The organism is Alistipes sp. i18-0019-D1 (assembly GCF_042852885.1).
In the GTDB taxonomy this organism is placed as follows: Bacteria; Bacteroidota; Bacteroidia; order Bacteroidales; family Rikenellaceae; genus Alistipes.
This window is the reverse complement of sequence record NZ_AP031424.1, coordinates 1,682,985-1,705,089: the sequence shown is the minus strand read 5'-3', so window position 1 is coordinate 1,705,089 and position 22,105 is coordinate 1,682,985. Positions and strand designations below refer to the sequence as shown.

The window sequence follows — 22,105 nt, the reverse complement described above, 5'->3', positions numbered from 1 at the left end:
CCCGGTTTTCGACAAGTTGTCAACCGTTTTTCATCACTTTACCGACAATCTTTTCGGCGATATCGCGGTAGCGTTCCTCGACGCGGGAATCGATCCCCGCTGCAGGTGTTCCCGTCTCTCCTCCGTCCATAATCGACTGGATGATCGGTATTTCTCCCAGGAACTCTACCCCGCTCTTTTCGGCGTATGCGCGTGCCCCGCCGCGACCGAAGATGTAATAGCGGTTTTCGGGCAGTTCGGCGGGTGTGAACCATGCCATGTTCTCGACGATGCCCGCTACGGGGATGTTGACGTTTTCATTGCGGAACATCTCCACGCCCCGTACCACGTCGGCCACGGCGATCTGCTGGGGAGTCGAGACGATTACCGCGGCGTCGATTTTCAGTTCGCCGATGATCGACAGGTGCACGTCGCCCGTGCCGGGAGGGAGGTCTGCAAGCAGGAAGTCCAGCGTTCCCCACCGGGTCTGGTGGATCATCTGTTTGAGGGCGCTGACGGCCATTGCGCCGCGCCACAGCAGCGCGTCGGTGGGTTTGATGAAGAAACCGATGGACATGAGTTTCACGTCCATCGATTCGGCCGGGACGATGTGGTCCACCCCGTTCTCGGCGACGGCTTCGGGAACATACCCTTCCACGCCGAACATTTTGGGCTGCGACGGCCCGTAGATGTCCGCGTCGAGGATGCCGACGCGGAATCCCATGTTCCGCAGGGCGATGGCCAGGTTGGCCGTGACGGTCGACTTGCCTACCCCGCCCTTGCCCGAAGCCACGGCGATCACCCTGGCGATGCCGCCCGTAGTGGTCTGTGACTTGGGTTCGGGCCGCGGGGCCGCCCCGCCCTCCTTGATCACGACGAGCACCTCCGCGCCCGGAAACGCCTCGCGCAAAAGGGTTTCGGCCTGGTTCTTGATCTTCACCGCGAACGGGTCGCGTGCTTTGGCGAAGCGCAGCACGACGGTGACTTTCCCTTCGGCGGACGCCGTATGTTCGATGAATCCGCTCGAAACGATGTCCTGTCCGGTTTCCGGGTGAACGACCGATGCGAGCAGGCGTTTGATTTTTTCTTCCATGTCGTATTCAGTTTCTTTTCGGCAAAGATATTAAAAAGCGGAACGGGTTCAAAACCGAATTGCGTGCGGTCCGGTAAAGCGCTCCGGCAGGTAAAAGTGTCGTTACGACACCAAAGATAACGTATATTTTAGAGAATATATATAGTGTGGCAATATATTTTATCGAAAAACGATAAATTTTATTTGTTTTTCGTATAAAATCGCTATATTTGCAGCAACGCACAAAAGAAGACAACAACAAAATAGAGCGAACTATGAATTTTATCAAGACTTTTCTGGCAGGGCTTCTCGCGGTCGTCGTGGGAACGTTCCTGGTGTTTTTCCTATGGATTTTCATTCTGCTGGGCATCGCCGGCTCGATGGAGAAAAATGTCGTGGTGCATCCCGAATCGATCCTGAAGATCGACTTCTCGGAGGTGCTGACCGACGCCCCGTCGTCCGATCCGCTGGCGGGTCTCGATCTGATGACGCTCCAGACCCAGCGGCAGCTGCCGCTCCTGAAGGCGCTCCGCGCCCTCGAAGCCGCGCGGGACGACGACCGTATCAAGGGTATCTACCTGCGGATGAACGGTGCGGGGGGCGTCACCGGCTCGGCGATCCTGGAGGAGCTGCGCGAGGCGCTCGTGGAGTTCAAGCAGAGCGGCAAATTCATCGTCGCCTACAACGAGACCTATTCGCAGGGCGGCTACTACCTGGCTTCGGTAGCCGACAAAATCTACATGCAGCCCGAGGGTATGATGGAGTGGTCGGGATTGGCCATGAACCTGATGTTCTACAAGGGGCTGCTGGACAAACTCGATCTCAAGGCCGAAGTGTTCCGTCCCACGGCCTGCAAATACAAGAGCGCCGTCGAACCTTATATCTATGACAGGATGTCCGACGCCAACCGCGAACAGATGCAGCAGCTCGTCAGCTCGATGTGGGGCATCATCGCCGAAAGCGTCGCCGAGGCGCGCGGAATCGAGCTGAAGACGCTGAACGAAATGGCCGACAAACTGGAGGTGGCGCTTCCCGAGGAGGCGGTCGAAAAAGGACTTGTCGACAGTCTGATCTACGAGGACCAGATGGAGGATGTCTTCGCCGAACTGGGCGTTTCCGACGATTACGACTTCGTCACGCTGGGCGACTACGCCGCGCAGGTGGGCGCCGACCTGAAAAACATTTCCGCCGATCAGGTGGCCGTAGTCTATGCCGACGGACAGATCGTCGACGGCGAGGGTTACGGCAAGGAAATTTACGGCAATACGCTGGCCGCGAAGATCGCCGGCGTGCGTGACGACGAGAAGGTGAAGGCCGTCGTGCTGCGTGTCAACTCCCCCGGCGGAAGCGCGCTGGCATCGGACGTCATCTGGCGCGAGATCGAACTGCTGCGCGCCGAGAAGCCCGTCATCGTGTCGATGGGTTCCTATGCGGCCAGCGGCGGTTACTACATCTCCTGCCCTGCCGATGCGATCGTGGCCGACAAGATGACCCTCACGGGTTCGATCGGCGTGTTCGGCATGTTCCTCGATACGCGCGACGCCCTGAAAAACAAGCTGGGCATCACCGTCGACGGCGTGAAGAGCAACGCTTCGGCCGATTTCGCGGCCACATCGCCGCTGACGCCCCTGCAGCGGGCGATGATCATGCGCGGTGTCGACCGGGTTTACTCCACTTTCACCGGCCATGTGGCCGAGGGGCGTAATCTTCCCCTCGAGAAGGTGTTAGACATTGCCGGCGGCCGTGTCTGGCTGGGTAAGGATGCGCTGGAAATCGGTCTGATCGACACCTACGGCGGACTGAAAACAGCCATTGCGCTGGCCGTCGACAAGGCGGAACTGGGCGACAGCTACCGGGTCGTCGAAGTGAAGGAGGAGCCGACGGGCTTCGCTGCGATCATCGCGTCGCTGAACGTGAGTGTCCGCGAGGCGTTCGCCCGCTCGGAACTGGGACTGATGATGAAGGAGTACAACGCCGTGCGCGAGGCCCTGAACCAGCAGGGTGTCCTGATGTATTCGCCCTATAAGGTCGAAGTGCGCTGATCCGCGGCTATGCTATCGTGAAAAAGAGGCGCCCCCTTCTCCGGAGGCGCCTCTTTTCAGTTCGTTGTCTCCGGCGTAAGTGGCGAGGTTTTGAACCGGCGGCGGTAGTCGCTGGGCGTGGTCCCGAGATGGGCGCGGAACAGATGGTTGAAATTCGAGACGTTGGTGAATCCGCAGCGGGGACCTATTTCCGAAATGGGGAGCTGCGTCTCGACGACAAGCTGCGCGGCCCGGTTGATGCGGAAACTGTTGATGTACTCCCACAGGTTCTGGTGCGTGCGGCGTTTGAAGTAGCGGCACACCGACGACGGGGACATGTTCACCGAACGGCCGACCTCCTCCAGCGAAAGTTTGCGGGAATAGCCCTCCTCCACGAACCGGACGATTCGGCGCACCCGGTCGTCCTGGTAGGAACCGTCGTGGCGCGAACCGATTTGCTGCACCTCGTCGGGCGGCGCCGTGGCAAGGTCGTTGAGGATGCTGAAAAAGAGCGAGACGGCCTCGAAGCCGTCGAGTTTGGGCAGCGATATCATCCGGTCGAGTACGGTGTCGATCGTTTTCGGGGCGAATCGCAGCCCTGCCGCGGGGCGGAGCAGCATTTCGCGGATGGGAAGCATGTGTTCGAGCGAGAGGAGCTGCCAGCGGGGCATCTCGCGGCTGAACATGACCGTGGAGGTTTCGCACCTGGCGTCGGCATACGCCGCGTCGCGTTTGAAACGGTGCGGGGTCCCGGGATTGATGAGCACGAGGTCTTTTTCGGTGAAATCTTCGACCGCATCGTCCAGGATGCGCTGGCCGCGTACGTGGAGCGTCAGGCAGAGCATGTAATCTTCGTGGTAGTGGAGCGGAGGATCGGTCTGCTTGTCGGGCCAGTAGTGGGTTACGAATAAATTGTTGCTGCCCACAGGAGCGATGTCGGCGAGAATCTGCTTCATAGTCGGGCAAATATAACTAATTTTAAAGAGAATCGCCCGATAGGGGTGAATATTTTGCGCTTTACACGATCTTTGGCTTTGCCTTAGATAGGCTGCGCCTCGGCAAAATGCAAGTAAACTTGCTTTTGCGCTCGGCTTGCACTATCTTTGCAATATGGCAGTTATCAGATTGACTAAAGAATTTTCGTTCGAGGCGGCCCACGCGCTCGACGGATACGACGGTCCGTGCCGCGAAATCCACGGGCACTCCTACCGTCTGTTTGTAACGGTTAAGGGCACTCCGACCGAAAATGCGGCCGATCCGAAATGCGGCATGGTGCTGGATTTCGGCGTGCTGAAACGGATCGTCGGCGAGGAGATCGTCTCGCGTTTCGACCATGCGCTGGTGCTGCGCGCCTCGGAATCCGGGGCGGAACTCTTCCGCGTGCTCACCGAACGCTTCGGCAACGTGGTTACGGTCAGTTACCAGCCGACGTGCGAGAACATGCTCGGCGATTTCGCCGCCCGCATCGCCGCGCGCCTTCCCGAAGGCGTCGCGCTCCACTCGCTGCGTCTGCACGAGACCGCGACTTCGTTCGCCGAGTGGTTTGCCGAGGACAATATGTAAGAAACAAGAGGGGATTCCGGGTGCGGCAGGTTTGTGAAAATGGGCGCAGCGGGGAAAAGGTGACTCTAATTGACGCAACTTATCTAATATGAAAAAACTCTTTCTGGTCGACGCCTACGCGTTGATTTTCAAGTATTACTATGCCTTTTTGGGCCGTCCGATGCGCAACCGCGCGGGGATGAACACCTCCGTGGTGTTCGGCTTCGTAAAGTTTCTGCGCGACATTCAAAAGCGCGAAAGACCCGACCTGTTGGGCGTGGCCTTCGACCCCAAGGGCGGCAGTTTCCGCCGCGACATCTTTCCGGAATACAAGGCCAACCGTTCCGAAACCCCCGAGGACATCCTGCTCTCGGTACCCTACGTGAAACGGGTGCTCGAAGCGATGTGCATTCCGATCCTCGAAGTGGCGGGTTACGAGGCCGACGACGTGATCGGGACCCTTTCGCAGAAGGGTGTCGAAGCCGGTTACGACGTCTATATGGTGACGCCAGACAAGGATTACGGCCAGCTGGTGCGCGACAACTGCCGCATCTACAAGCAGCGGGGCGCCGAGGGGAGCATCGAGATCGTCGACCGCGAGGCCATCCGCGAGAAGTACGGCATCGACGACCCGCAGCTGGTGCGCGACATCCTCGCGCTGTGGGGCGATGCCTCGGACAACATTCCCGGCGTCCCGGGTATCGGCGAGAAGAGCGCCTGCAAACTGGTCCGGGAGTGGGGAACGGTGGAAAACATCCTGGAAAACGTCGCCAAAATTCCCGGGAAGCAGGGCGAGAAGATCGCCGGATGGGCCGACAACCTGCGGCTGGCCAAGCGCCTGACGACCATCTGCCTCGACGTGCCGATCCCCTTCCGCGAGGAGGACCTCACGGTTTGCGATCCGCATATCGACGCCCTGCGCGGGATCTTCGCCGAATTGGATTTCAAGGCTTTCATGAACGACCTGACGAACCTCGCGCCTGCCGAGCCGCTTCCCGAAGGGCCGCGCCAGGAGGCGCAGACCCAGCTGGCGGAGATGGCCCGCGCCAAGTCGGCCGCGGCGAAAAAGGCTGCGCTGATGGGTCAGGGCAACCTGTTCGGAGACCCTGTCGTGCCGCTGCCTGCGGCGCAGGAGGTTCCCGTGGCCGAACTGCAGGCCGAAGCCGAGGCGATGCAGTTCCGCACGGCCCAGACGACGCCCCACGAATACATCCTCGTGGAGAATGCCGCGCAGTTGCGCGAGGTGGTCGCCGCGGTCGGGAAATACCCCGAATTCTGCTTCGACACCGAGACCACGGGTTTCGACATCTTCAACGACCGCATCGTCGGCCTGTCGCTTGCCGTGGAGCCGTTCAAGGCGTGGTACGTGCCTTTCAGGGAGGAGAACACCCCCGAATACGCCGACATCGTGCGGCCGCTGTTCGGGGATGAAAAGATCGCCAAGATCGGGCAGAACATCAAGTTCGACCTGATGGTGCTGCGACGGCTGGGCATCACGATCCGGGGCCGCATGTACGACACGATGATTCTCCACTACCTGCTCGATCCCGAGTCGCGCCATAACATGAACGCCCTTGCGGAGAAATACCTCAATTACAAGCCTATCGAGATCGAATCGCTCATCGGCAAAGGCGTCAAGCAGCTGACGATGGACCTCGTGAACGTCGAGCGAGTCAAGGAGTACGCAGCCGAGGATGCCGACGTCACGCTGCAACTCAAGCAGGTGCTCTACCCCATGGTCGAGCAGATCGGCCTCCAGCACCTCTATTTCGAGATCGAGGAGCCGATGATCGCCGTGCTGGCCGACATCGAGATGGCAGGCGTGAGGATCGACTCCGAAGCGCTGGCCGTCTATGCCGTCGAGCTGAACCGCAAACTCGCGGAACTGGAGGCGGCGATCCGCACCGAGGCGGGCGAACCGAATCTGAACATCAACTCCGCGCGCCAGCTGGGCGAGGTGCTTTTCGGGAAAATGCGCATTGCCGAGAAGCCCAAGATGACCAAAACCAAACAGTTCTGCACCGACGAAGACTACCTTCAGTCGTTCGCCCGCAAGCACCGCATCGTGGACCTGATTCTCGAATACCGGGGCGTGAAGAAACTGCTTTCGACCTATGTCGAGGCGCTTCCCCAGCTGGTCAACCGCACCACGGGACGCATCCACACCTCGTTCAACCAGGCCGTGACGGCCACGGGACGCCTTTCGTCGACGAATCCCAACTTGCAGAACATCCCCGTCCGCGACGACATGGGCCGTCGCATCCGCAAGGCGTTCATCCCCTCGGACGACGACCACCTGTTGCTCTCGGCCGATTACAGCCAGGTCGAATTGCGGCTGATGGCCCACCTCTCGGGCGACGAATCGCTGATCGCAGCCTTCGAGCACGGCGAGGACATCCACTCGGCCACGGCCGCCAAACTGTTCAACAAATCGCTCGCAGAGGTCACCTCCGAGGAGCGCCGCCGGGCCAAGACGGCGAATTTCGGCATCATCTACGGCATTTCGGCTTTCGGGCTGAGCCAGCGGCTCGAAATCCCGCGCAAGGAGGCCAAGGAGATCATCGACGGCTATTTCGCCTCCTATCCCGGGGTCAAGAAGTATATGGACAACGTGGTCGAGAAGGCCAAGGAGGAGGGTTTCGTGTCTACGATTTTCGGCCGCCGCCGCTACCTCAACGACATTTTGTCGCACAACGCCATCGCCCGCGGCCTTGCCGAGCGCAATGCCGTGAACGCCCCGATCCAGGGTTCCGCGGCCGACATCATGAAGATCGCCATGATCAATGTCCACCGGCGTTTTGCCGCCGAAGGCATCCGCTCGCGGGTGATTCTGCAAGTACATGACGAATTGGTCGTCGACATGCTCCGCTCGGAGCAGGAGCGTGTCACGGCGATCGTCACCGAATGCATGGAGTCCGCCGCGCAGCTCAAGGTCCGGCTGATCGCCGACGCCGGTGTCGGCGGTAACTGGCTGGAAGCGCATTGATTGTGGAAAAGCCGCAATCAATGCGCTTTACGCATCTATTTCGAGAAGACCTTTGAATCTCCCTTCGAGAAGGGAGACTTTTGAACGTTCAATTTTACAGCCATGATCGAATCACCCATTTCGATCTTGCGAACAACTACGGTCCGGAGTACGGCACGGCCGAGGAGAATTTCGGCCGCCTGATGGAACGGTCGTTCCGCCTCTACCGCGACGAAATGTTCATCGCGACCAAGGCGGGTTACGACATGTGGCCGGGGCCCTACGGCAACTGGGGATCGCGCAAATACCTCACGGCGAGCCTCGACCAGAGCCTGCGCCGCATGAAACTCGACTACGTCGACGTCTTCTATTCCCACCGTCACGACCCCGAGACGCCCCTTGAGGAGACCCTTCAGGCGTTGGTCGACATCGTCCGCCGGGGCAAGGCGCTCTACGTCGGGTTGTCGCGCTACCCGCTCGAAGCGGCGCGTTTCGCCTTCCGCTACCTCGCCGAACGCGACGTTCCGTGCCTGCTGTTCCAGGACAGATACAACCTCTTCGACCGCAAACCCGAAACATCGGGCGTGCTGTCGCTTTCCGCCGCGTCGGGTTCGGGCTTCGTAGCCTTTTCGCCGCTGGCACAGGGCCTGCTGACGGGTCGTTACCTCGACGGCGTTCCGCAGGATTCGCGCATGGCCGAGGGTCGTTCGTTGCAGCGCGAGGTGCTGACTGACGCGATGCTGGAACGGCTCCGCACCTTGAACGACATCGCCCGGCAGCGCGGCCAGACGCTGGCTGAAATGGCGCTGGCATGGCTCCTGCGCGATAAGCGCGTCACGTCGGTGATCGTCGGGGCCAGCTCCGCGGCCCAGATCGAAGACAACCTGCGGGCGTTGGAAAACGCCGCTTTTTCCGACGACGAGCTGGCGCGCATCGACGCCCTTTCGCGGGAGTGACCTTCTTCCGGAACCGAAAAAAGAGGCCCGATTTTCTGCGAAATCGGGCCTTTCGTGTAATGGGGAGGCGCTACCGTTTCCGGCCGATGTAGAAGACGTATCCGTAATACGATCCGTATTGCCGGTAATGCGCTGCTTCCTCGTGCATCAGTTCCGCGAACCGTACGGCGACCGGGCTGTGTCCCTGCTCTTCGAGGAAGGCAGGGAGGCGGGCGGCCGTCAGTGCGAAATAGTTCTCCGTCCAGCAATGCGGCGGGAGTGCGAAATGTGCCAGCGGAGCGTACCCGGCCTCTTCCAGGATGTGTACCTTGGCCGAAGGGGTGTCGATGTCGGGGAAATTCTCCCGGATGAATTTCGATTCCGGGAGCCGTGCGCCCGAGAGCCACGAGCATTCCGTGACGGCGATTACGCCGCCGGGTTTGAGGAACCGCCTCCATTCGGCGAGGCCCCGTCCGAAACCGATGTTGTAGATCGACCCTTCGGCCCAGATGAGGTCGAACTCCCCGTCCCGGAAGGGAAGGTCGTCCATCGACCCTACGAGGCCTGTGACCCGGTCGTTCAGCCCGGCGCGCCGCATGCGGACCTCCAGGCCTTCGATCATCTCGGGCAGCAGGTCCACGGCCGTGATCGTGCCGCCGAGGTGGCGGGCCAGCACTTCGGTCTGATGGCCCGTGCCGCAGCCGATGTCGGCAATGCGCAGGTCCGGACCGGTTTCGGGGAGGAATTCCAGTGCCCGAAGGGTTTGTTCGTCGCCACCGGGGCCTTGCCGGTCGATGCTGCGGAAAAAGCTGGCTATGAAGGATAAATCGAATTCGAAGATCGGTTCTTTGTTTTCTTTGTTCATGGTTTTGGATGTTTTGGCCATTCTGTCGGATGGTCGGAATAGGATATACGAAAAATCTGCCGGACAGACTTGCCCGGGTGTGCGGAGAAAACGGAATCCATTTCAAGGCATGGATTCCTACGATGCCGTATCCTTTTTAAACATCCACTGGTTTTGGTCCCGCAAGATAGTTTTTTAAACCGGAACCGCCAAATCCGGGTGCATGAAAACGCCGAACCCTGCAACGGGTCCGGCGTTCCGGTGAGGCGTCACCCAATGGGCGTCAGAAGGAAATACCGACGCGGATACCGAAATTGTTGATGTTGTCCATCGAATAAGTCAGCACGTCGCCGCTGTTGGTCGAGTAGCTGTAATAAAGCGCTACGTGGAAGCCCAGCCGGTAGTCGGGCCTCGGGAAGATCGATACGCCGATTTCAGGCGAGAGATAGAATCCCCAGGTGTCGGTGTACTGCTTGATGATGTAGTAGTACGACGACATTTCGGCGTAGTTGGCACCCAGCTTCAGACCTGCATAGGGTTGAAAAACACTGTCGGTAAGCCAGTTGTAGCGTCCCGTGACGCCGAACGGCAGCTGGAACAGCGCGTGTTTCTGGTTGGTCGTCAGCGCCGATCCGTTGCCCAGGTCGAGCGTCTGGCGCGAAATGCTCTGGAGGTTGGTCTGGTAGGAGATGAACGGACCGACGGTGATGGCCGGCGTGACGAAGTATCCGCCTTCGAAGTTCATGCCCCAGCCCGAGGCCTTGTCGGCGAAATCGGCGCCCAGGGGCACGCCCACCTGCCAGTCGATGTTGATGTAGGTGTTGGGGAATACCTGCGCTTTGCCCGGCAAGGCCGCGGCGAGCATGAAGGCGCAGAAAGCGATGGTTTTGAGGTATTTCGATGTTTTCATAATCGGACGATTTTTTTGCTGTTAAACTATTTGGCCAGGTAAGGCGACTGTTCGAACGCCTGCTCGACGGCGGCGATCGTGCGCTGCTGGTTGAGTTCTGCATCGGAGGTCAGCAGGCCGCCGATGAAGCTGTCCCATACGATAGGCAGTTTCTTGCCGCTCTCCTGGTCGGCCTGGAGGTCGAGCATTTCCATCAGCAGCGAACCGGCCGTGTACCCGTAGTAAACGCTGTAAGGATAGTGCCAGCCTACCCAGTCGCCCCAGTAACCGGGAGCCCAGTAGTAGGGATAGTACCACCACCAGTAGGGATAGTCGTAGCCCACGAAGTAGGTCACTTTGCGGACGTAGCTGAGCTGGATGCCCACGCTGGCGGCATCCTTGTCTTCGGTGCGCGTGTATCCCGCATCGTCCAGTTTGCCGACCACCGTGCCGATGATCGCCATGGCGTCGGCGTCTTTCCAGTATTCGGTTTTGTCGCTGTTCCCGATGACCAGGATGCTGTCGGGAACGTAGTAGGTGTCGATCGCGGCGAAGTCGGTGCCGGTATCGTGGGCGGTGTAGACCAGATAATCCCTGTGGAGATCCGACGTCGAGGGTTCTTTCTGGCACGAGCAGAACGCAGCTACGACGAGTGCGAGTGCAATGTAACGGATTTTTTTGACGTTCATGATGTTTGAAATTTTTTTGGTTTGCTGTCCTGTGTGTCGTTCCAAATTTCGTTCCCCGCGCGGGCGTTTCCCGGCTCGTTGCCCGAAACGTGTATAAATGAACCGTTTTCGGGGCGCAAAAAAACCGGAACTCCCCGCAGGAAGTCCCGGTTGAACAGGGGCTTTTTGTCGGTCAGAAGAACGACTGGCCGTCGCTGGTGCAGATCGGTCCGCGTCCGGCGCGGAATGCTTCGGTGATTTCGTCTTCGCCCTTGGCGATCTTGCAGCGGGCCACGTCGGGATTTTTCATAGTTGTTTGCAGCATAAAAATACTGTCTTTTCGGTTTTTCCGGCGGATTCCGGACCGGCCGCGAATGATTTTACGTTCCGGGATCGCTTTTTTTGCAAATTGTGCTACCTTTGTTAAGGACCTACTGCAATAATTGAATGAATATGAGCCGATATGACGACTGTTCCCGCGAGGAGCTGATCCGCCGGATCGAGGAACTTGAGCGGCAGCTCGGACCGGCGGACGGGAGTGCCGGGCGCTTTCGGGAACGCTATGCCTGCAAAATACTCGATTCCATACCCGACATGCTGACCGTCCTCGACCGGCAGGGGCAGCTCGTGGAGCTTGTTTCCGCCGAGGAGACCAACCATGTCGGCGTTCCGAGCGGCGAGATCGCCGGGCAGAATATCCGGGAGATGCTCTCCTCCGAGGCCTACCGCAACGTGCGCAACAACCTCGAAAACGTCTTCGCCACGGGGTGCGGTTCCTCTTCGCACCACGACATCACGCTCGACGGCCGGACGCGCAACTACGAGAACCGTATTTTTCCGCTCGACGGCGAGCACGCCCTCTGCATCTGCCGCGACATCACCGACGCCGAGGCGGCCAAGCACGAGCTGGAGATGGTCAAATACGCGCTGAACAACGTCGACGAGGAGATTTACGCCTGCGACCTCGACGGCACGATGGAGTACGCCAACGAACAGTACCGCCTGCGCCACAACATCACCGGCGAACTGTCCTCCCACAAGGTCTATGAATTCTGGTCGTTCAAGGGCACGAAGCGGCAGTGGGAAGACCGCCTGCGGAAGATCCGCCGCGACGGGGGGTCGCACAAGTACACGATTCGTTTCAAGGACGAAGGGGGCCGCATCGCGGCGTGGGACGTCGTGGCCTACATCATCTACGACCATTTCAAGGAGCGCGAGATCGTCTGGTTCTTCGGGCGCGACGCCACGCTGCGCATCGAGCACGAAAACAAGGTCAAGGAGATGAATTCGATCCTCGACAGCATCCTCAACAACATTCCGGTCTACCTTTTCGTCAAGGATCCCGGCAACGACTTCCGCTATCTCTATTGGAACCGGGCGTTCGCCGAGTATTCGGGCATTCCGGTCGAGAAGGCGATCGGGCACACCGACGCGGAGATTTTCCCCAGCCCGAAGGATGCCGAACATTTCCGCCGCGACGACCTGGAGCTGCTGCGCACGGGCGAGCACGTGTCCTTCATCGAGGAGTATGTCAACACGTCGGGCGAGACGCGCATCGTCAACACCTCCAAGTCGCTGGTTCCGGTCGAAAACCGCCTGCCGCTGATCATCGGCGTGTCGTGGGACATCACGGATCTGAAAAACGCCGAACTGGAGATCGTCGAGGCGCGCATCCGGGCCGAGGAGTCCGACAAGCTCAAGTCGGCGTTCCTGGCCAACATGAGCCACGAAATCCGTACGCCGCTCAACGCCATCGTGGGTTTTGCCAAACTGATCGGATCGGCCGAAACCGAGGAGGAGAAGGAGCAGTTCGCTGAGATTATCGACACCAATTCCGAGTTGCTGCTGCAACTGATCAACGACATCCTCGACCTTTCGAAGATCGAGGCCGGGACACTCGAATTCCGCTTCCGGCCGATGAACCTCAACGAACTGTGCCGTTCGGAGTACGAGGTCCACAAGACGCGCGTGAAGCCAGGCGTGGAGCTGGTTTTCGAGGAGAAATACGACGATGTGCGGATCGTCTGCGACCAGAACCGTCTGGCGCAGGTCATCACCAATCTGCTGAACAATGCGGCGAAGTTCACCGAGAAGGGGTCGATCCGCTTCGGGTTCGACGTTTGCGGCGACCGGGTGGAATTCTACGTGCAGGATACGGGCATGGGCATTCCGCCCGAGAAGGCCCGTGCGATTTTCGACCGCTTCGTCAAGCTCAACGACTTCGCGTCGGGAACGGGTCTCGGACTGGCTATTTCGAAGATGATCGTCGAACGGATGGACGGCGAAATCAGTGTCGATTCGGAGGAGGGCCGGGGAACGCGGTTCCGCTTTTCGATTCCGGTGGAGCACCGTGACCTTCCGTCGGAGGGCGCCGCCGGTGCGTCTTCGGGCGAATCCGGCGCCGCGACCCGCTGGACGCTGCTCGTCGGCGAGGATTCCGACCGGAGTTTCCGGTTGATCGAAGCGGTGCTGAACCGGAGTTTCAAGCTGGTGCGCGCCGTTACGGGAACCGAGGTGGTGGAACTGTTCGGCCGCGTGCGGCCCGATGCCGTACTGATGGACCTGCGCCTGCCGGTGATGGACGGTCTCGAAGCGACGCGCCGTATCCGGGCCTTGTCGCCCGGCGTTCCCATTGTCGCCATGTCGGCTTATTCCTATGTCAACGACGTGGGGCTGGCGAAGGAGGCCGGATGTAACGAATTTCTGATCAAACCCCTGTCGCAGTATTCGCTCAACAAGGCGCTGAACAGCGTGCTGGTGGACCTCAAGAGGAGGTGACGGCCGCCGGGAAACGAAAAAGTCCGCCCGAAAGGGGTGCGGACTTTTCGTGCGGCTTCCGGTTTACCGGTAGCGGTGCGAAATCAGGGTCATGAACTCCTCGCGGGTGCGGTGGTCCGAGAGGAAGATGCCCGTGAATGCCGACGTCGTGGTCGCGGACTGTTGCTTTTCGATGCCGCGCATCTGCATGCACATGTGGCTGGCCTCGATCACCACGGCCACGCCCATCGGATTGAGCGCCTCCTGGATGCAGTCGCGGATCTGCACCGTCAGCCGTTCCTGCACCTGCAGGCGGCGGGCGAAGCACTCCACCACGCGCGCGATCTTCGAGAGTCCCGTAATGTGTCCGTTGGGGATATAGGCCACGTGGGCCTTGCCGTAGAACGGCAGCATGTGGTGTTCGCACATCGAGTAAAGTTCGATGTCCTTCACCAGCACCATCTGTTTGTATTCTTCGCGGAAAGTCGCCGAGCGGATGATTTCCAGCGGATTTTCGTCGTATCCTTTGGTCAGGAACGACATGGCCTTGGCCACGCGTTCGGGGGTTTTCAGCAGCCCTTCGCGTGCGGGGTCTTCGCCCAGCAGGCGCAGAATCTCGATGTAATGGCCCTTCAGCGCCTCGACGGTCGCCGGGTCGAACCGTTCCTCCTTGTCGTAATTTTTCAGCTCCATAGGGTGCAAAGATAACGATTTTATTCGGATATGATCCGGTCCATGACCCGGGATGTTCTTGCGGCCGAGGCTCCCGTCGAGGGACAACGCCCCTCGCCGCGCAGTTCGGCGACGATCGTTTCGATCAGCGGACCCTGGATGTGCTCCGGCGGGTCGATCCGGAAACGCTCCGTGCCGCCGGCTGTCGTCAGTTCGATGGGGCTGAATGCGAAGGTGCTGAACCGGACGATGCCCTTGCGGCCCGTGATGGTGACCGAATCCTCGGCGGTCTGGGGCGGGGCGACGAAGCACCACGTTCCGGTCCCCGCGACGCCCGAGCGGAAACGGAACGCCGCCGTGACCGTATCGGCCACATCGTAGAACCCGCCGAGGTTGGTCTTGCAGCCTCGGGCGTCGGCGATCTCCCCGAGCAGGAAATCGAGAATGTCGAGCGTGTGCGGCGCGAGGTCGCAGAAATAACCCTCGCCTCCGACCTCCCGGCGCAGCCGCCACGGGAGGTTCGCCGCATCGCGGTCTCCGGGACTTTCCGGACGGAACAGGCGGACTTCCGCCGTCAACGGCTTCCCGACGGACCCTCCGTCGAGCAGTTCCTTCACTTTGAGAAAATAGGGCAGCGCCCGGCGGTAGTAGGCCACGAAGAGTTTCTGTCCGGCTTTCGCGGCCGCGTCGTTCATCGCCCGGCACTCGGCTCCGGTCATTGCCATCGGCTTCTCCACATAGACGGGTTTTCCGGCTTCGAGGGCCTGGATCGTCAGCTCGCGGTGTGTGCCGGGAGGCGTCGCTATGTAGACGATGTCCACCTCCGGATCGGCGATCAGCGCCGCGGCGTCGGTGTAGCTTTTCGCGACGTTGTGGCGCCGCGCGAAGTCGGCTGCCTTCTCCGCGTCGCGGCGCATGACGGCCACGAGTGCCGAGTGTGCGGTCTTGTACATCGGCGGGCCGCTCTTGCGCTCGCAGACGTCGCCGCAGCCGACGATTCCCCAGTTGACGGTTTTCATACGGCTATTTTTCAATCGAATGGAGGAATTCGGCCAGCTTGCGTACGGCGCGGGCGCGGTGCGAAACGGCGTTTTTCTCTTCGGTGGTCATCTCGGCGAAGGTTTTCGCGTAGCCGTCGGGCACGAACAGCGGGTCGTAGCCGAATCCCTCGTGTCCGGTCTCGCGGTCGATGATCCGCCCTTCGACGACGCCTTCGAACAGGTGCTCCTCGCCGCCGAGAAGCAGCGAAATGACCGTCCGGAACCGTGCGCGGCGGTTTTCGGCTCCTTCGAGGTTCCGGAGCAGCAGACGGTTGTTGGCCGCGAAGTCGTGGCCGTCGGTGGCGTAACGGGCCGAATGTACGCCCGGGGTGCCGCCGAGCGCTTCGACTTCGAGTCCCGTGTCGTCGGCGAAGCAGTCCAGCCCCGTGCGGTCGTGCAGGTAGTGTGCCTTCTGCGAGGCGTTTCCTTCGAGCGTCTCCTGCTCTTCGGGGATCTCCTCCGTGACGCCGCAGTCGCGGGGCGTCACGAGCGTATAGGCGTCGCCCAGCACGGCCTGCACTTCCGTGAGCTTGTGGGCGTTGTTGGTGGCGAAAAGAATTTTCATCGGTTGCTGTTTTGTGCAAAGGTACTATTTTCCCGCGAAACCCGTCTCCCGGGCCGCGCGTTGGAATTCATAATGTTCGTAACGCCCCCGGACGCATCCGCCGCCGAGCACGTAGAGGTCGTCGCAGATTCCGTCGAGCGGCGTGAGCGAATCCGCTGCGACGAGCAGCGTCCGGCCCTCCGTGCCGAGTTGCAGGATCAGCCGCTGTACGGCAAAGAGGCTTTCGACGTCGAGTCCCCGGAACGGTTCGTCGAGCAGCAGGACCTGTTTGTGCCGCATCAGCAGCAGGACCAGCGCCAGGCGTTTCCGCTCGGCCGGAGACATCCCCGACGCCTCGGCGTCGGGCGGCACGGGCAGGCGCTTGAGCAGCGGTGCGGGGTCCGATGCGGGGTTGCAGCGGCGTACGAGGTCGATGCAGTCCCGGGCGGTCAGCCCCGGCCAGAAGTGTGGCTCCGCCTCCAGATAGGCCATGTCGCGCCGCCGCAAGGGGCGTCCGCCTGCCGAGATGCGGCCCGATTCGGGCGTCAGAAGTCCGTATACGGCCTGGAGCAGGACGCTTCGACCCTCGCCTGCGATGCCGTGGACGGCATTGGCCGTGAGGAGCATCGTCACGCCGTCGAGCGGCGTCTGCTCTCCGTCGCGGACCCGGAGTGCGTCAATCGTAATCATGGAGGTAGCGGTTTAGATTGCGTTCAGCCCTGAAGGCGTAGCTCACCGTCAGGCAGAGGGTCAGCGGCAGCAGCGGCGGAACGAGGAATCCCGCCGTGCCCAGTTTCGCGGCCAGCGGCAGGCGGGGCGTCCGGTCGGGTTCGTAGCGGGCGTATTTCGCCGCAACGAAGTAGAACAGCGCCAGCGCTGCGAACGGGACCCATGCCGCGGCCATCCAGGCCGAACGGGGGTGCGCTGAAACCGTCAGCAGGGCGAACGGCGCCGCCAGCAGGAAATAGTTGCGCCAGGCTGTGAAGGTCTTCCGTGCGAGTAGCCGCGCGGCCCCTGTCTCGGGCAGCAGCAGGAGTTGCAGGGGTTCATTCGCGGCGTAGAACGCCCCGCAGGCCACCGCGGCGAGGCAGAGCGCCGGGAATCCGGCATAAGGAATGCAGGCGCAGGCAGCCAGCACGACAGCCGCGGCAACGACCGCGGCTGGGTGTCGCCGCAGGGCAGCGGTCCACTCGGGCGATCCGCCGAGCAGACCGACGCTCAACAGCCGCCCGGAATAAATGCGGCTCTGTTTTTCGGTTGACATGATTATCGGACGACCTCCAGTTTTTCGAGCCGGTCGTCGAGGTCGATCTTGTCGATGATGGTCTTCACGAGCACGTCCATTTCCGACCCCGGGGAGTAGTCTGCCGGGCAGACGTGGCTCACGCGATTGTCGTGGATCAGCGAGGCCATTTCCTTGCGTGCGCCCTTCTGATCGGGGTTGTAGACGGCGATCGAGTGTCCGCCGGAGTTCTTCACCAGCCGCATGCAGGGGATGTCGGTGGTTCCGTCGCCCACGTAGATCATGTGCTTGAACGGCACGGGGCGCTCGTTCTCGGGGATGTAGCGGTTGACCAGCTTCGAGTCGAAGACCGATTCGACGCCCTTGTTGATCTTGAAGATGAACTGCGTCTTGTTGGTGTAGTTGACCGCCACGGCGGGCCAGTAGGCGATGCCGTCCACGTCGTAGAGGAACGAGCAGGCGTAGATCTTGCGGAATTCGTGGGCGATCTCCGTTCCCTCGATGATCTCTTTCAGCCCCGACGAGTTGATGTAGTGCAAAATGCGGATGCTTCGCTCGGCGCCGTAAGCGTTGATGCGCGAAAACCACTCTTTGACTCCTGCGAAGAGCGTCACGCGGCGTCCCGAATCCTGAAACGCCTCGCGGCGCAGCGACAGCCCCTTCGATTTGGCCTCCTGGATCATCCGCGCCATGTACGTCAGGACCATGTCGGCGTCCTGCTCCTCGGCGAGCGTGTTGGCCTCGGTCCAGAACTCCTTGTTGCTCTTGCCGACGGCCGGAATGAAGTCGTACTCCTGCATGTTGCCCGGAGCCAGCGTTCCGTCGAAGTCGTAGATCAGGGCTATGGTGAATCTGAATTCCATCGTTTTCAATGTTTTGGTTCTAAAACTGCTAAAAATCAGACGGCTGCAAAACCGGATGATGCACGGTTCGGTAAAACCTTCCGACAGGTAACAGGGTCGTTGCGACCCCGACACCAAAGATAGCTTTTTTTTCGTATTTTTGCAAAAACAGCGCAAACCGGCCCCGATGCCGGTCGCTTTCGTGCCGGTCCGGGGTGCAGTCTGTCTGTCCCGGGGGCTTGTTTCCGGCAATAACGTACGTAAAAACAACTGATTATGGAGTTCAAGGAATTGATTGCAAAACGCCGTTCGGTCCGTAAATTCACCGACCGCGAAGTTCCCCGCTCGACGGTGGACCGCATCCTTCACGAGGCCCTTTCGGCCCCTTCGGCACGCAATACGCGCACGACGCGTTTTTTGGTGGTCGACGACCCCGCGCTGGTGGCCCGCATGGCCGAAATGCGAGATTACGGGTCGGCGTTTCTGAAGGGCGCGCCGCTGGCGGTCCTGGTGCTGGGCGACACCTCGGCGAGCGACCTGTGGCGTGAGAACGCCGCAATTTCGGCCACGGTGCTCCAGCTGGCCTGCGTCGACGAAGGGCTGGCTTCGTGCTGGGTGCACGTTAACGGACGGCCCCGCCGCAAGGACGTTCCCGACGGTGAGACGGCGGCCGAGTACCTCCGGTCTTTCCTGCCCGTCCCTGCCGGCTGCGAACCCCTCTGCGCCATTGCCCTGGGCTATTCCGACTTCTCCCCCGCCCCGCTGCCGCCGGCCGACGACGAGGCGCGGATTTTCCGGCTCGAATAACGGAAAAGGACACCCGACAGGGTGTCCTTTTCGTTTTATATCAGCGTGATGCGTTTCCGCAGGATGTCGAGAATCTGTTTTTTGAGCTGCGGGGCGTTGATCGGCTTGGGCATGTAGCCCGTGAATCCGTTCTGCATGATCTTCTGCTCGTCGGAGGCGTAAGCGTAGGCCGTGACTGCGACAATCGGAATATCCGCCGCGAATTTTCGGATTTCCGCCGCCGCTTCGTAACCGTTCATCACGGGCATGTTGATGTCCATGAGGATTACGTGAGGATGCTCCTTGCGGCACAGTTCGACGGCCTGCTCTCCGTTCCAGGCGTGCAGCAGGCGGTAGTCGCGGCGCAGGATCGTTTCGAAAAGACGGTAGTTGCTGTCGTTGTCCTCGGCAATGAGGATCGTCAGTTTGTCCTTTTCGACCGAGACCGTCGGAACCTCCCCGCACGGGGTTTCGCAGGGTTTGCCCGCGATGTAGGGAAGCGTGAACCAGAAGGTCGTGCCGCGCCCCTCTTCCGACTCCACGCCGATCTCTCCGCCGAGATGTTCGACGATGCTTTTGCAGATCGGAAGCCCGAGTCCCGTGCCCTGCTTGAAGGAGTTGAGTTTGACGAACCGTTCGAAAACCTGCCGCTGCCCTTCGGGCGGGATGCCGCAGCCCGTGTCGGTGACGTAGAAATAGAGCCGGCTGCCTTCCGCCCGGTAGCCGAAGCGGATCGACCCTTTGCAGGTGAATTTCGCGGCGTTGGTCAGCAGGTTGATCATCAGTTGCGAAAGTCGGTTGCGGTCGGAGTGGAACAGGCATTCGCCAAGCCCCGGTTCGAAGATCAGTTCGACGCCTTCGGCGGTTTTCATGCGGATGATGTTCTCCTTTTCGCGCATCAGTTCGTTCAGCTCGAAGTCCGAGAAGTTGAATTCCAGGGTTCCGGCCTCGATCTTCGAAAGGTCGAGGATGTCGCCGATCAGCTGCAGGAGCAGGGCGTTGTTGTTCTCGATGATCGAAATGTATTCCCGCTTCTCCTGCTCCTCGTCGGTCTCGGCGAGGATTCCCGAGAACCCGACGATGGCGTTGAGCGGCGTGCGGATTTCGTGGCTCATGTTGGCCAGAAAGGCCGATTTGAGGCGGTTCGACTCCTCGGCGCGGTCGCGTGCCGAGCGGAGGTCCTGCTCCAGCTGCTTGCGCGGGGTGATGATGAGCGACGACCCGACGAGGTTCAGCGGGTGTCCCTCGTCGTCGCGCTGGTCCACGGTGGCCTGTGCCTCCACCCAGTCCAGATGCCAGTGTCCCCCGGCGTCGGAGGCTACGCGGTACTCCTCGCGCACTTTGTCCTTCCGTCCGGCGATCAGGTCGTCGTAGGCGCGGCGCACCCGCTCGCGGTCCTCCTTGTGGATTTTCGCGAAATAGCACGCTTCGGGAACGGACAGCTGTGCATCGGCCTCGGCGTTGGCGAGGGCCTGCTGGCTGCGCACCGACTTGTTGATGTCGCACAGGATCGTACCCTCCTGCAGGTCCCATTTCCACGGCACGATGTTCGCCACGTCGAGCGCCATCGAGAGTTTGTGGTTGATCGAATCGAGTTTCTGCTGCGTTTTGTAGAGTGCCGTGCCGTCGAGGCAGAAGATGTCGATATGCCCTTCGAAGTGCGAACGGCTGATGATCACTTCGTAGAAGACGTCGCGGGCCTCGTAGTAAAACGGATAGGTGATGGTCCGGTTTTCGGTCAGGGCAATGTTTATCAGTTCCATGAAATCGGACATCGAATGGGGGAACAGTTCGCTGCCGAGCCGTCCGATCACCCGCTCGCGGGGAAGGAACGTGCGTTCGTAGCGGGAGTTCACGTCGCAGTAAACCGTATCCGCGGGCGTATGGGTTTCGTCGTAAACGACTTTCATCTGTATATAGATGATCGGCATGGCGTTGAACAGGTTCGAATAGCGGGCCAGGCTCTCCGATTCGCGCCGGCGGGCCGCCTCCACGTTGTGCATCATGCGGATGCGCCACTGCTGGATGACGATGAAGGCCAGCAGCAGTAGCACGATGCCGCCGATCGCCCATTTGTATTGTTCGAGCGCCGATGCCGGTTTGTTGTAGAACAGTGTGTTGGCCGGGCAGGTGTGCGGCGAGAGGTCCTTGCGTTCGAGAGCCGCGTAGTTGAAGACCGGGCGGGCGTCCTGCGGGACGTAGAACGGAATGTCGCGCGGTTGGTGGCCGGCCAGGACGGCGTCGATGGTCGAAATGATGTGCGCGTTCACCTCGGTGTCGTCGTACACATAGCCTCCGATCAATCCGCCGTCGCGGATGTCTGCGGGCATCAGCGCGAACATCGGGGCCTGCACGCTGGCGATGACGCGGTAGGAATCGGTGACGGTAACGGTGTTGTTGCCGATTTTTTTGGTGTAATGCCACGACGAGAAGAGTATGCCCGTGCGGCGGATGTCGATGCGGTTGAGCGAATCCAGCAGCGTTTCGGTCGACATTTTGTCCGCCGAATAGAACCGGTAGTTGATCTGCGGGAATTCGCGGTCCAGCAGTTCGCGCAGGTCGCTGTCGGCCTGCTGGTTGATATAGCGGCCGTCGCCGACGAAGACCAGCGAATCCATGCCCGGAATCATCCGGCGCATCAGTTCGACGTTCTCGCGCAGGTAGAGCGGCGTGCGGATGAGGGTGATGTTGTCGGACACGGCTTTGTCGCACAGCGGCTGCCGCTCTTCGGGGCGCAGCGCACGGCGTTTGAGGAAGGCTTTTTCGGGTCCTATATAGTCTGTTTCCGAACAGAGGATCAGCGGCACGCCGGGCCAGGTCTGTTTCACGAAGTCGCGCAGCACGGCGATCGGGGAGCCCAGCAGCACCAGCATCCGGGGCGGATTCTTGCCGTATTCCCGCAGCAGGTTATTTTTGAAGGACTCGATCTCGCCGATTTTATGGTTTTTGATCGTCATCAGCAGCGAGTTCATGTTCTCGATGTAGACCTCGAAATTGTCCACCTGGTCGATGTGCGTGACGATGTTGTTGATGATGTTGCGGCTCCAGGGTGCCGATTCGGTGTAGGTGTTCAGGACCAGCATGTAGTCGCGCTTGTCGCCCGGGGGGCTGCTCGTGGCTTCGGAGAAGGGGTGTGCCAGCAGGCAGCTGAAAACCAGGACTCCCGCCAGGGCCTGGAGGGAAATGCTGAACGGTTTCTTCAAAAAATTCATTTGCTTGGAATGGAGGAGCCGGACCGGACCGGCTGTGACGCTAAAATACAGTGACGCTTGTAAATTGAAAAGAGAGGCCCGGAGTTGTGCTCCG

Annotated in this window: 18 protein-coding genes; 6 read left to right on the top strand and 12 right to left on the bottom strand. The window is 60.4% G+C overall.

From position 1 onward, the window contains the following. Positions 1-19 precede the first annotated feature (19 nt). Positions 20-1,072 (bottom strand): Mrp/NBP35 family ATP-binding protein, encoded by a 1,053-nt coding sequence (locus tag ACGHP5_RS07140; RefSeq protein ID WP_290533722.1) that lies wholly within the window; start codon positions 1,070-1,072, stop codon positions 20-22. Between the two features lie 254 nt (positions 1,073-1,326). Between ACGHP5_RS07140 and sppA the strand changes: the two genes are divergently transcribed. After that, positions 1,327-3,093 carry a signal peptide peptidase SppA gene (gene sppA / locus ACGHP5_RS07135; RefSeq protein WP_390568259.1) on the top strand — a complete coding sequence of 589 codons (1,767 nt, stop codon included), beginning with the start codon at positions 1,327-1,329 and terminating at the stop codon, positions 3,091-3,093. A 56-nt stretch (positions 3,094-3,149) separates the two neighbouring features. Here the strand turns inward: sppA and ACGHP5_RS07130 are convergent, their stop codons facing one another. Then, complete coding sequence (locus tag ACGHP5_RS07130; protein WP_290533720.1) at positions 3,150-4,028, bottom strand: AraC family transcriptional regulator; 879 nt, start codon at positions 4,026-4,028, stop codon at positions 3,150-3,152. 169 nt (positions 4,029-4,197) lie between these two features. Between ACGHP5_RS07130 and ACGHP5_RS07125 the strand changes: the two genes are divergently transcribed. The 3 genes from ACGHP5_RS07125 to ACGHP5_RS07115 all read left to right on the top strand — a co-directional run bounded on the left by ACGHP5_RS07125 (position 4,198) and on the right by ACGHP5_RS07115 (position 8,535). After that, positions 4,198-4,635, top strand: a complete 438-nt coding sequence (locus tag ACGHP5_RS07125) for a 6-carboxytetrahydropterin synthase (protein WP_290533719.1) — start codon at positions 4,198-4,200, stop codon at positions 4,633-4,635. A gap of 88 nt (positions 4,636-4,723) precedes the next feature. Beyond that, positions 4,724-7,600, top strand: coding sequence for a DNA polymerase I (polA, locus tag ACGHP5_RS07120; protein WP_337657716.1), 2,877 nt, complete (start codon positions 4,724-4,726; stop codon positions 7,598-7,600). An 80-nt stretch (positions 7,601-7,680) separates the two neighbouring features. Continuing rightward, on the top strand, positions 7,681-8,535 hold the full coding sequence (locus tag ACGHP5_RS07115) for an aldo/keto reductase (protein WP_390568258.1): 855 nt from the start codon (positions 7,681-7,683) through the stop codon (positions 8,533-8,535). 70 nt (positions 8,536-8,605) lie between these two features. On the opposite strand, the gene ACGHP5_RS07110 is transcribed toward ACGHP5_RS07115, so the two are convergent. From ACGHP5_RS07110 to ACGHP5_RS07100, 3 genes are all read right to left on the bottom strand, one after another. Continuing rightward, positions 8,606-9,379 carry a class I SAM-dependent methyltransferase gene (locus tag ACGHP5_RS07110; protein WP_337755767.1) on the bottom strand — a complete coding sequence of 258 codons (774 nt, stop codon included), beginning with the start codon at positions 9,377-9,379 and terminating at the stop codon, positions 8,606-8,608. A 262-nt stretch (positions 9,380-9,641) separates the two neighbouring features. Further along, the gene (locus ACGHP5_RS07105; protein WP_290532500.1) at positions 9,642-10,268 is read right to left on the bottom strand and encodes an outer membrane beta-barrel protein; all 627 of its coding nucleotides are present in this window, start codon (positions 10,266-10,268) and stop codon (positions 9,642-9,644) included. A gap of 26 nt (positions 10,269-10,294) precedes the next feature. Next, complete coding sequence (locus ACGHP5_RS07100) at positions 10,295-10,936, bottom strand: DUF4136 domain-containing protein (RefSeq protein ID WP_290532501.1); 642 nt, start codon at positions 10,934-10,936, stop codon at positions 10,295-10,297. Between the two features lie 432 nt (positions 10,937-11,368). On the opposite strand from ACGHP5_RS07100, the gene ACGHP5_RS07095 reads away from it, so the two are divergent. After that, positions 11,369-13,693 carry a PAS domain-containing protein gene (locus ACGHP5_RS07095; protein ID WP_390568257.1) on the top strand — a complete coding sequence of 775 codons (2,325 nt, stop codon included), beginning with the start codon at positions 11,369-11,371 and terminating at the stop codon, positions 13,691-13,693. Positions 13,694-13,756: 63 nt separating this feature from the next. On the opposite strand, the gene folE is transcribed toward ACGHP5_RS07095, so the two are convergent. The 6 genes from folE to ACGHP5_RS07065 are packed head-to-tail and all read right to left on the bottom strand — an operon-like array spanning position 13,757 to position 18,034. Then, positions 13,757-14,365 (bottom strand): GTP cyclohydrolase I FolE, encoded by a 609-nt coding sequence (gene folE / locus ACGHP5_RS07090; RefSeq protein WP_290532503.1) that lies wholly within the window; start codon positions 14,363-14,365, stop codon positions 13,757-13,759. A 20-nt stretch (positions 14,366-14,385) separates the two neighbouring features. Continuing rightward, positions 14,386-15,363, bottom strand: a complete 978-nt coding sequence (locus tag ACGHP5_RS07085) for a Gfo/Idh/MocA family protein (protein WP_390568256.1) — start codon at positions 15,361-15,363, stop codon at positions 14,386-14,388. A 4-nt stretch (positions 15,364-15,367) separates the two neighbouring features. Continuing rightward, positions 15,368-15,949 carry an RdgB/HAM1 family non-canonical purine NTP pyrophosphatase gene (rdgB, locus tag ACGHP5_RS07080; protein WP_390568255.1) on the bottom strand — a complete coding sequence of 194 codons (582 nt, stop codon included), beginning with the start codon at positions 15,947-15,949 and terminating at the stop codon, positions 15,368-15,370. Between the two features lie 24 nt (positions 15,950-15,973). Further along, a complete protein-coding gene (locus tag ACGHP5_RS07075) occupies positions 15,974-16,618 on the bottom strand; it encodes an ATP-binding cassette domain-containing protein (protein ID WP_390568254.1) in 645 nt (214 codons plus the stop codon). After that, complete coding sequence (locus tag ACGHP5_RS07070) at positions 16,605-17,192, bottom strand: hypothetical protein (RefSeq protein ID WP_390568253.1); 588 nt, start codon at positions 17,190-17,192, stop codon at positions 16,605-16,607. Before ACGHP5_RS07070 ends, ACGHP5_RS07075 begins: the two co-directional genes overlap by 14 nt. 2 nt (positions 17,193-17,194) lie before the next feature. Then, positions 17,195-18,034, bottom strand: a complete 840-nt coding sequence (locus tag ACGHP5_RS07065) for an HAD family hydrolase (RefSeq protein WP_390568252.1) — start codon at positions 18,032-18,034, stop codon at positions 17,195-17,197. Positions 18,035-18,289: 255 nt separating this feature from the next. Here ACGHP5_RS07065 and ACGHP5_RS07060 point away from each other — a divergent pair, with 255 nt between their 5' ends. Beyond that, positions 18,290-18,820 (top strand): nitroreductase family protein, encoded by a 531-nt coding sequence (locus ACGHP5_RS07060; protein WP_337755762.1) that lies wholly within the window; start codon positions 18,290-18,292, stop codon positions 18,818-18,820. A 35-nt stretch (positions 18,821-18,855) separates the two neighbouring features. On the opposite strand, the gene ACGHP5_RS07055 is transcribed toward ACGHP5_RS07060, so the two are convergent. Continuing rightward, positions 18,856-22,011, bottom strand: a complete 3,156-nt coding sequence (locus ACGHP5_RS07055) for an ATP-binding protein (RefSeq protein ID WP_390568251.1) — start codon at positions 22,009-22,011, stop codon at positions 18,856-18,858. Between the last annotated feature and the right edge of the window lie 94 nt (positions 22,012-22,105).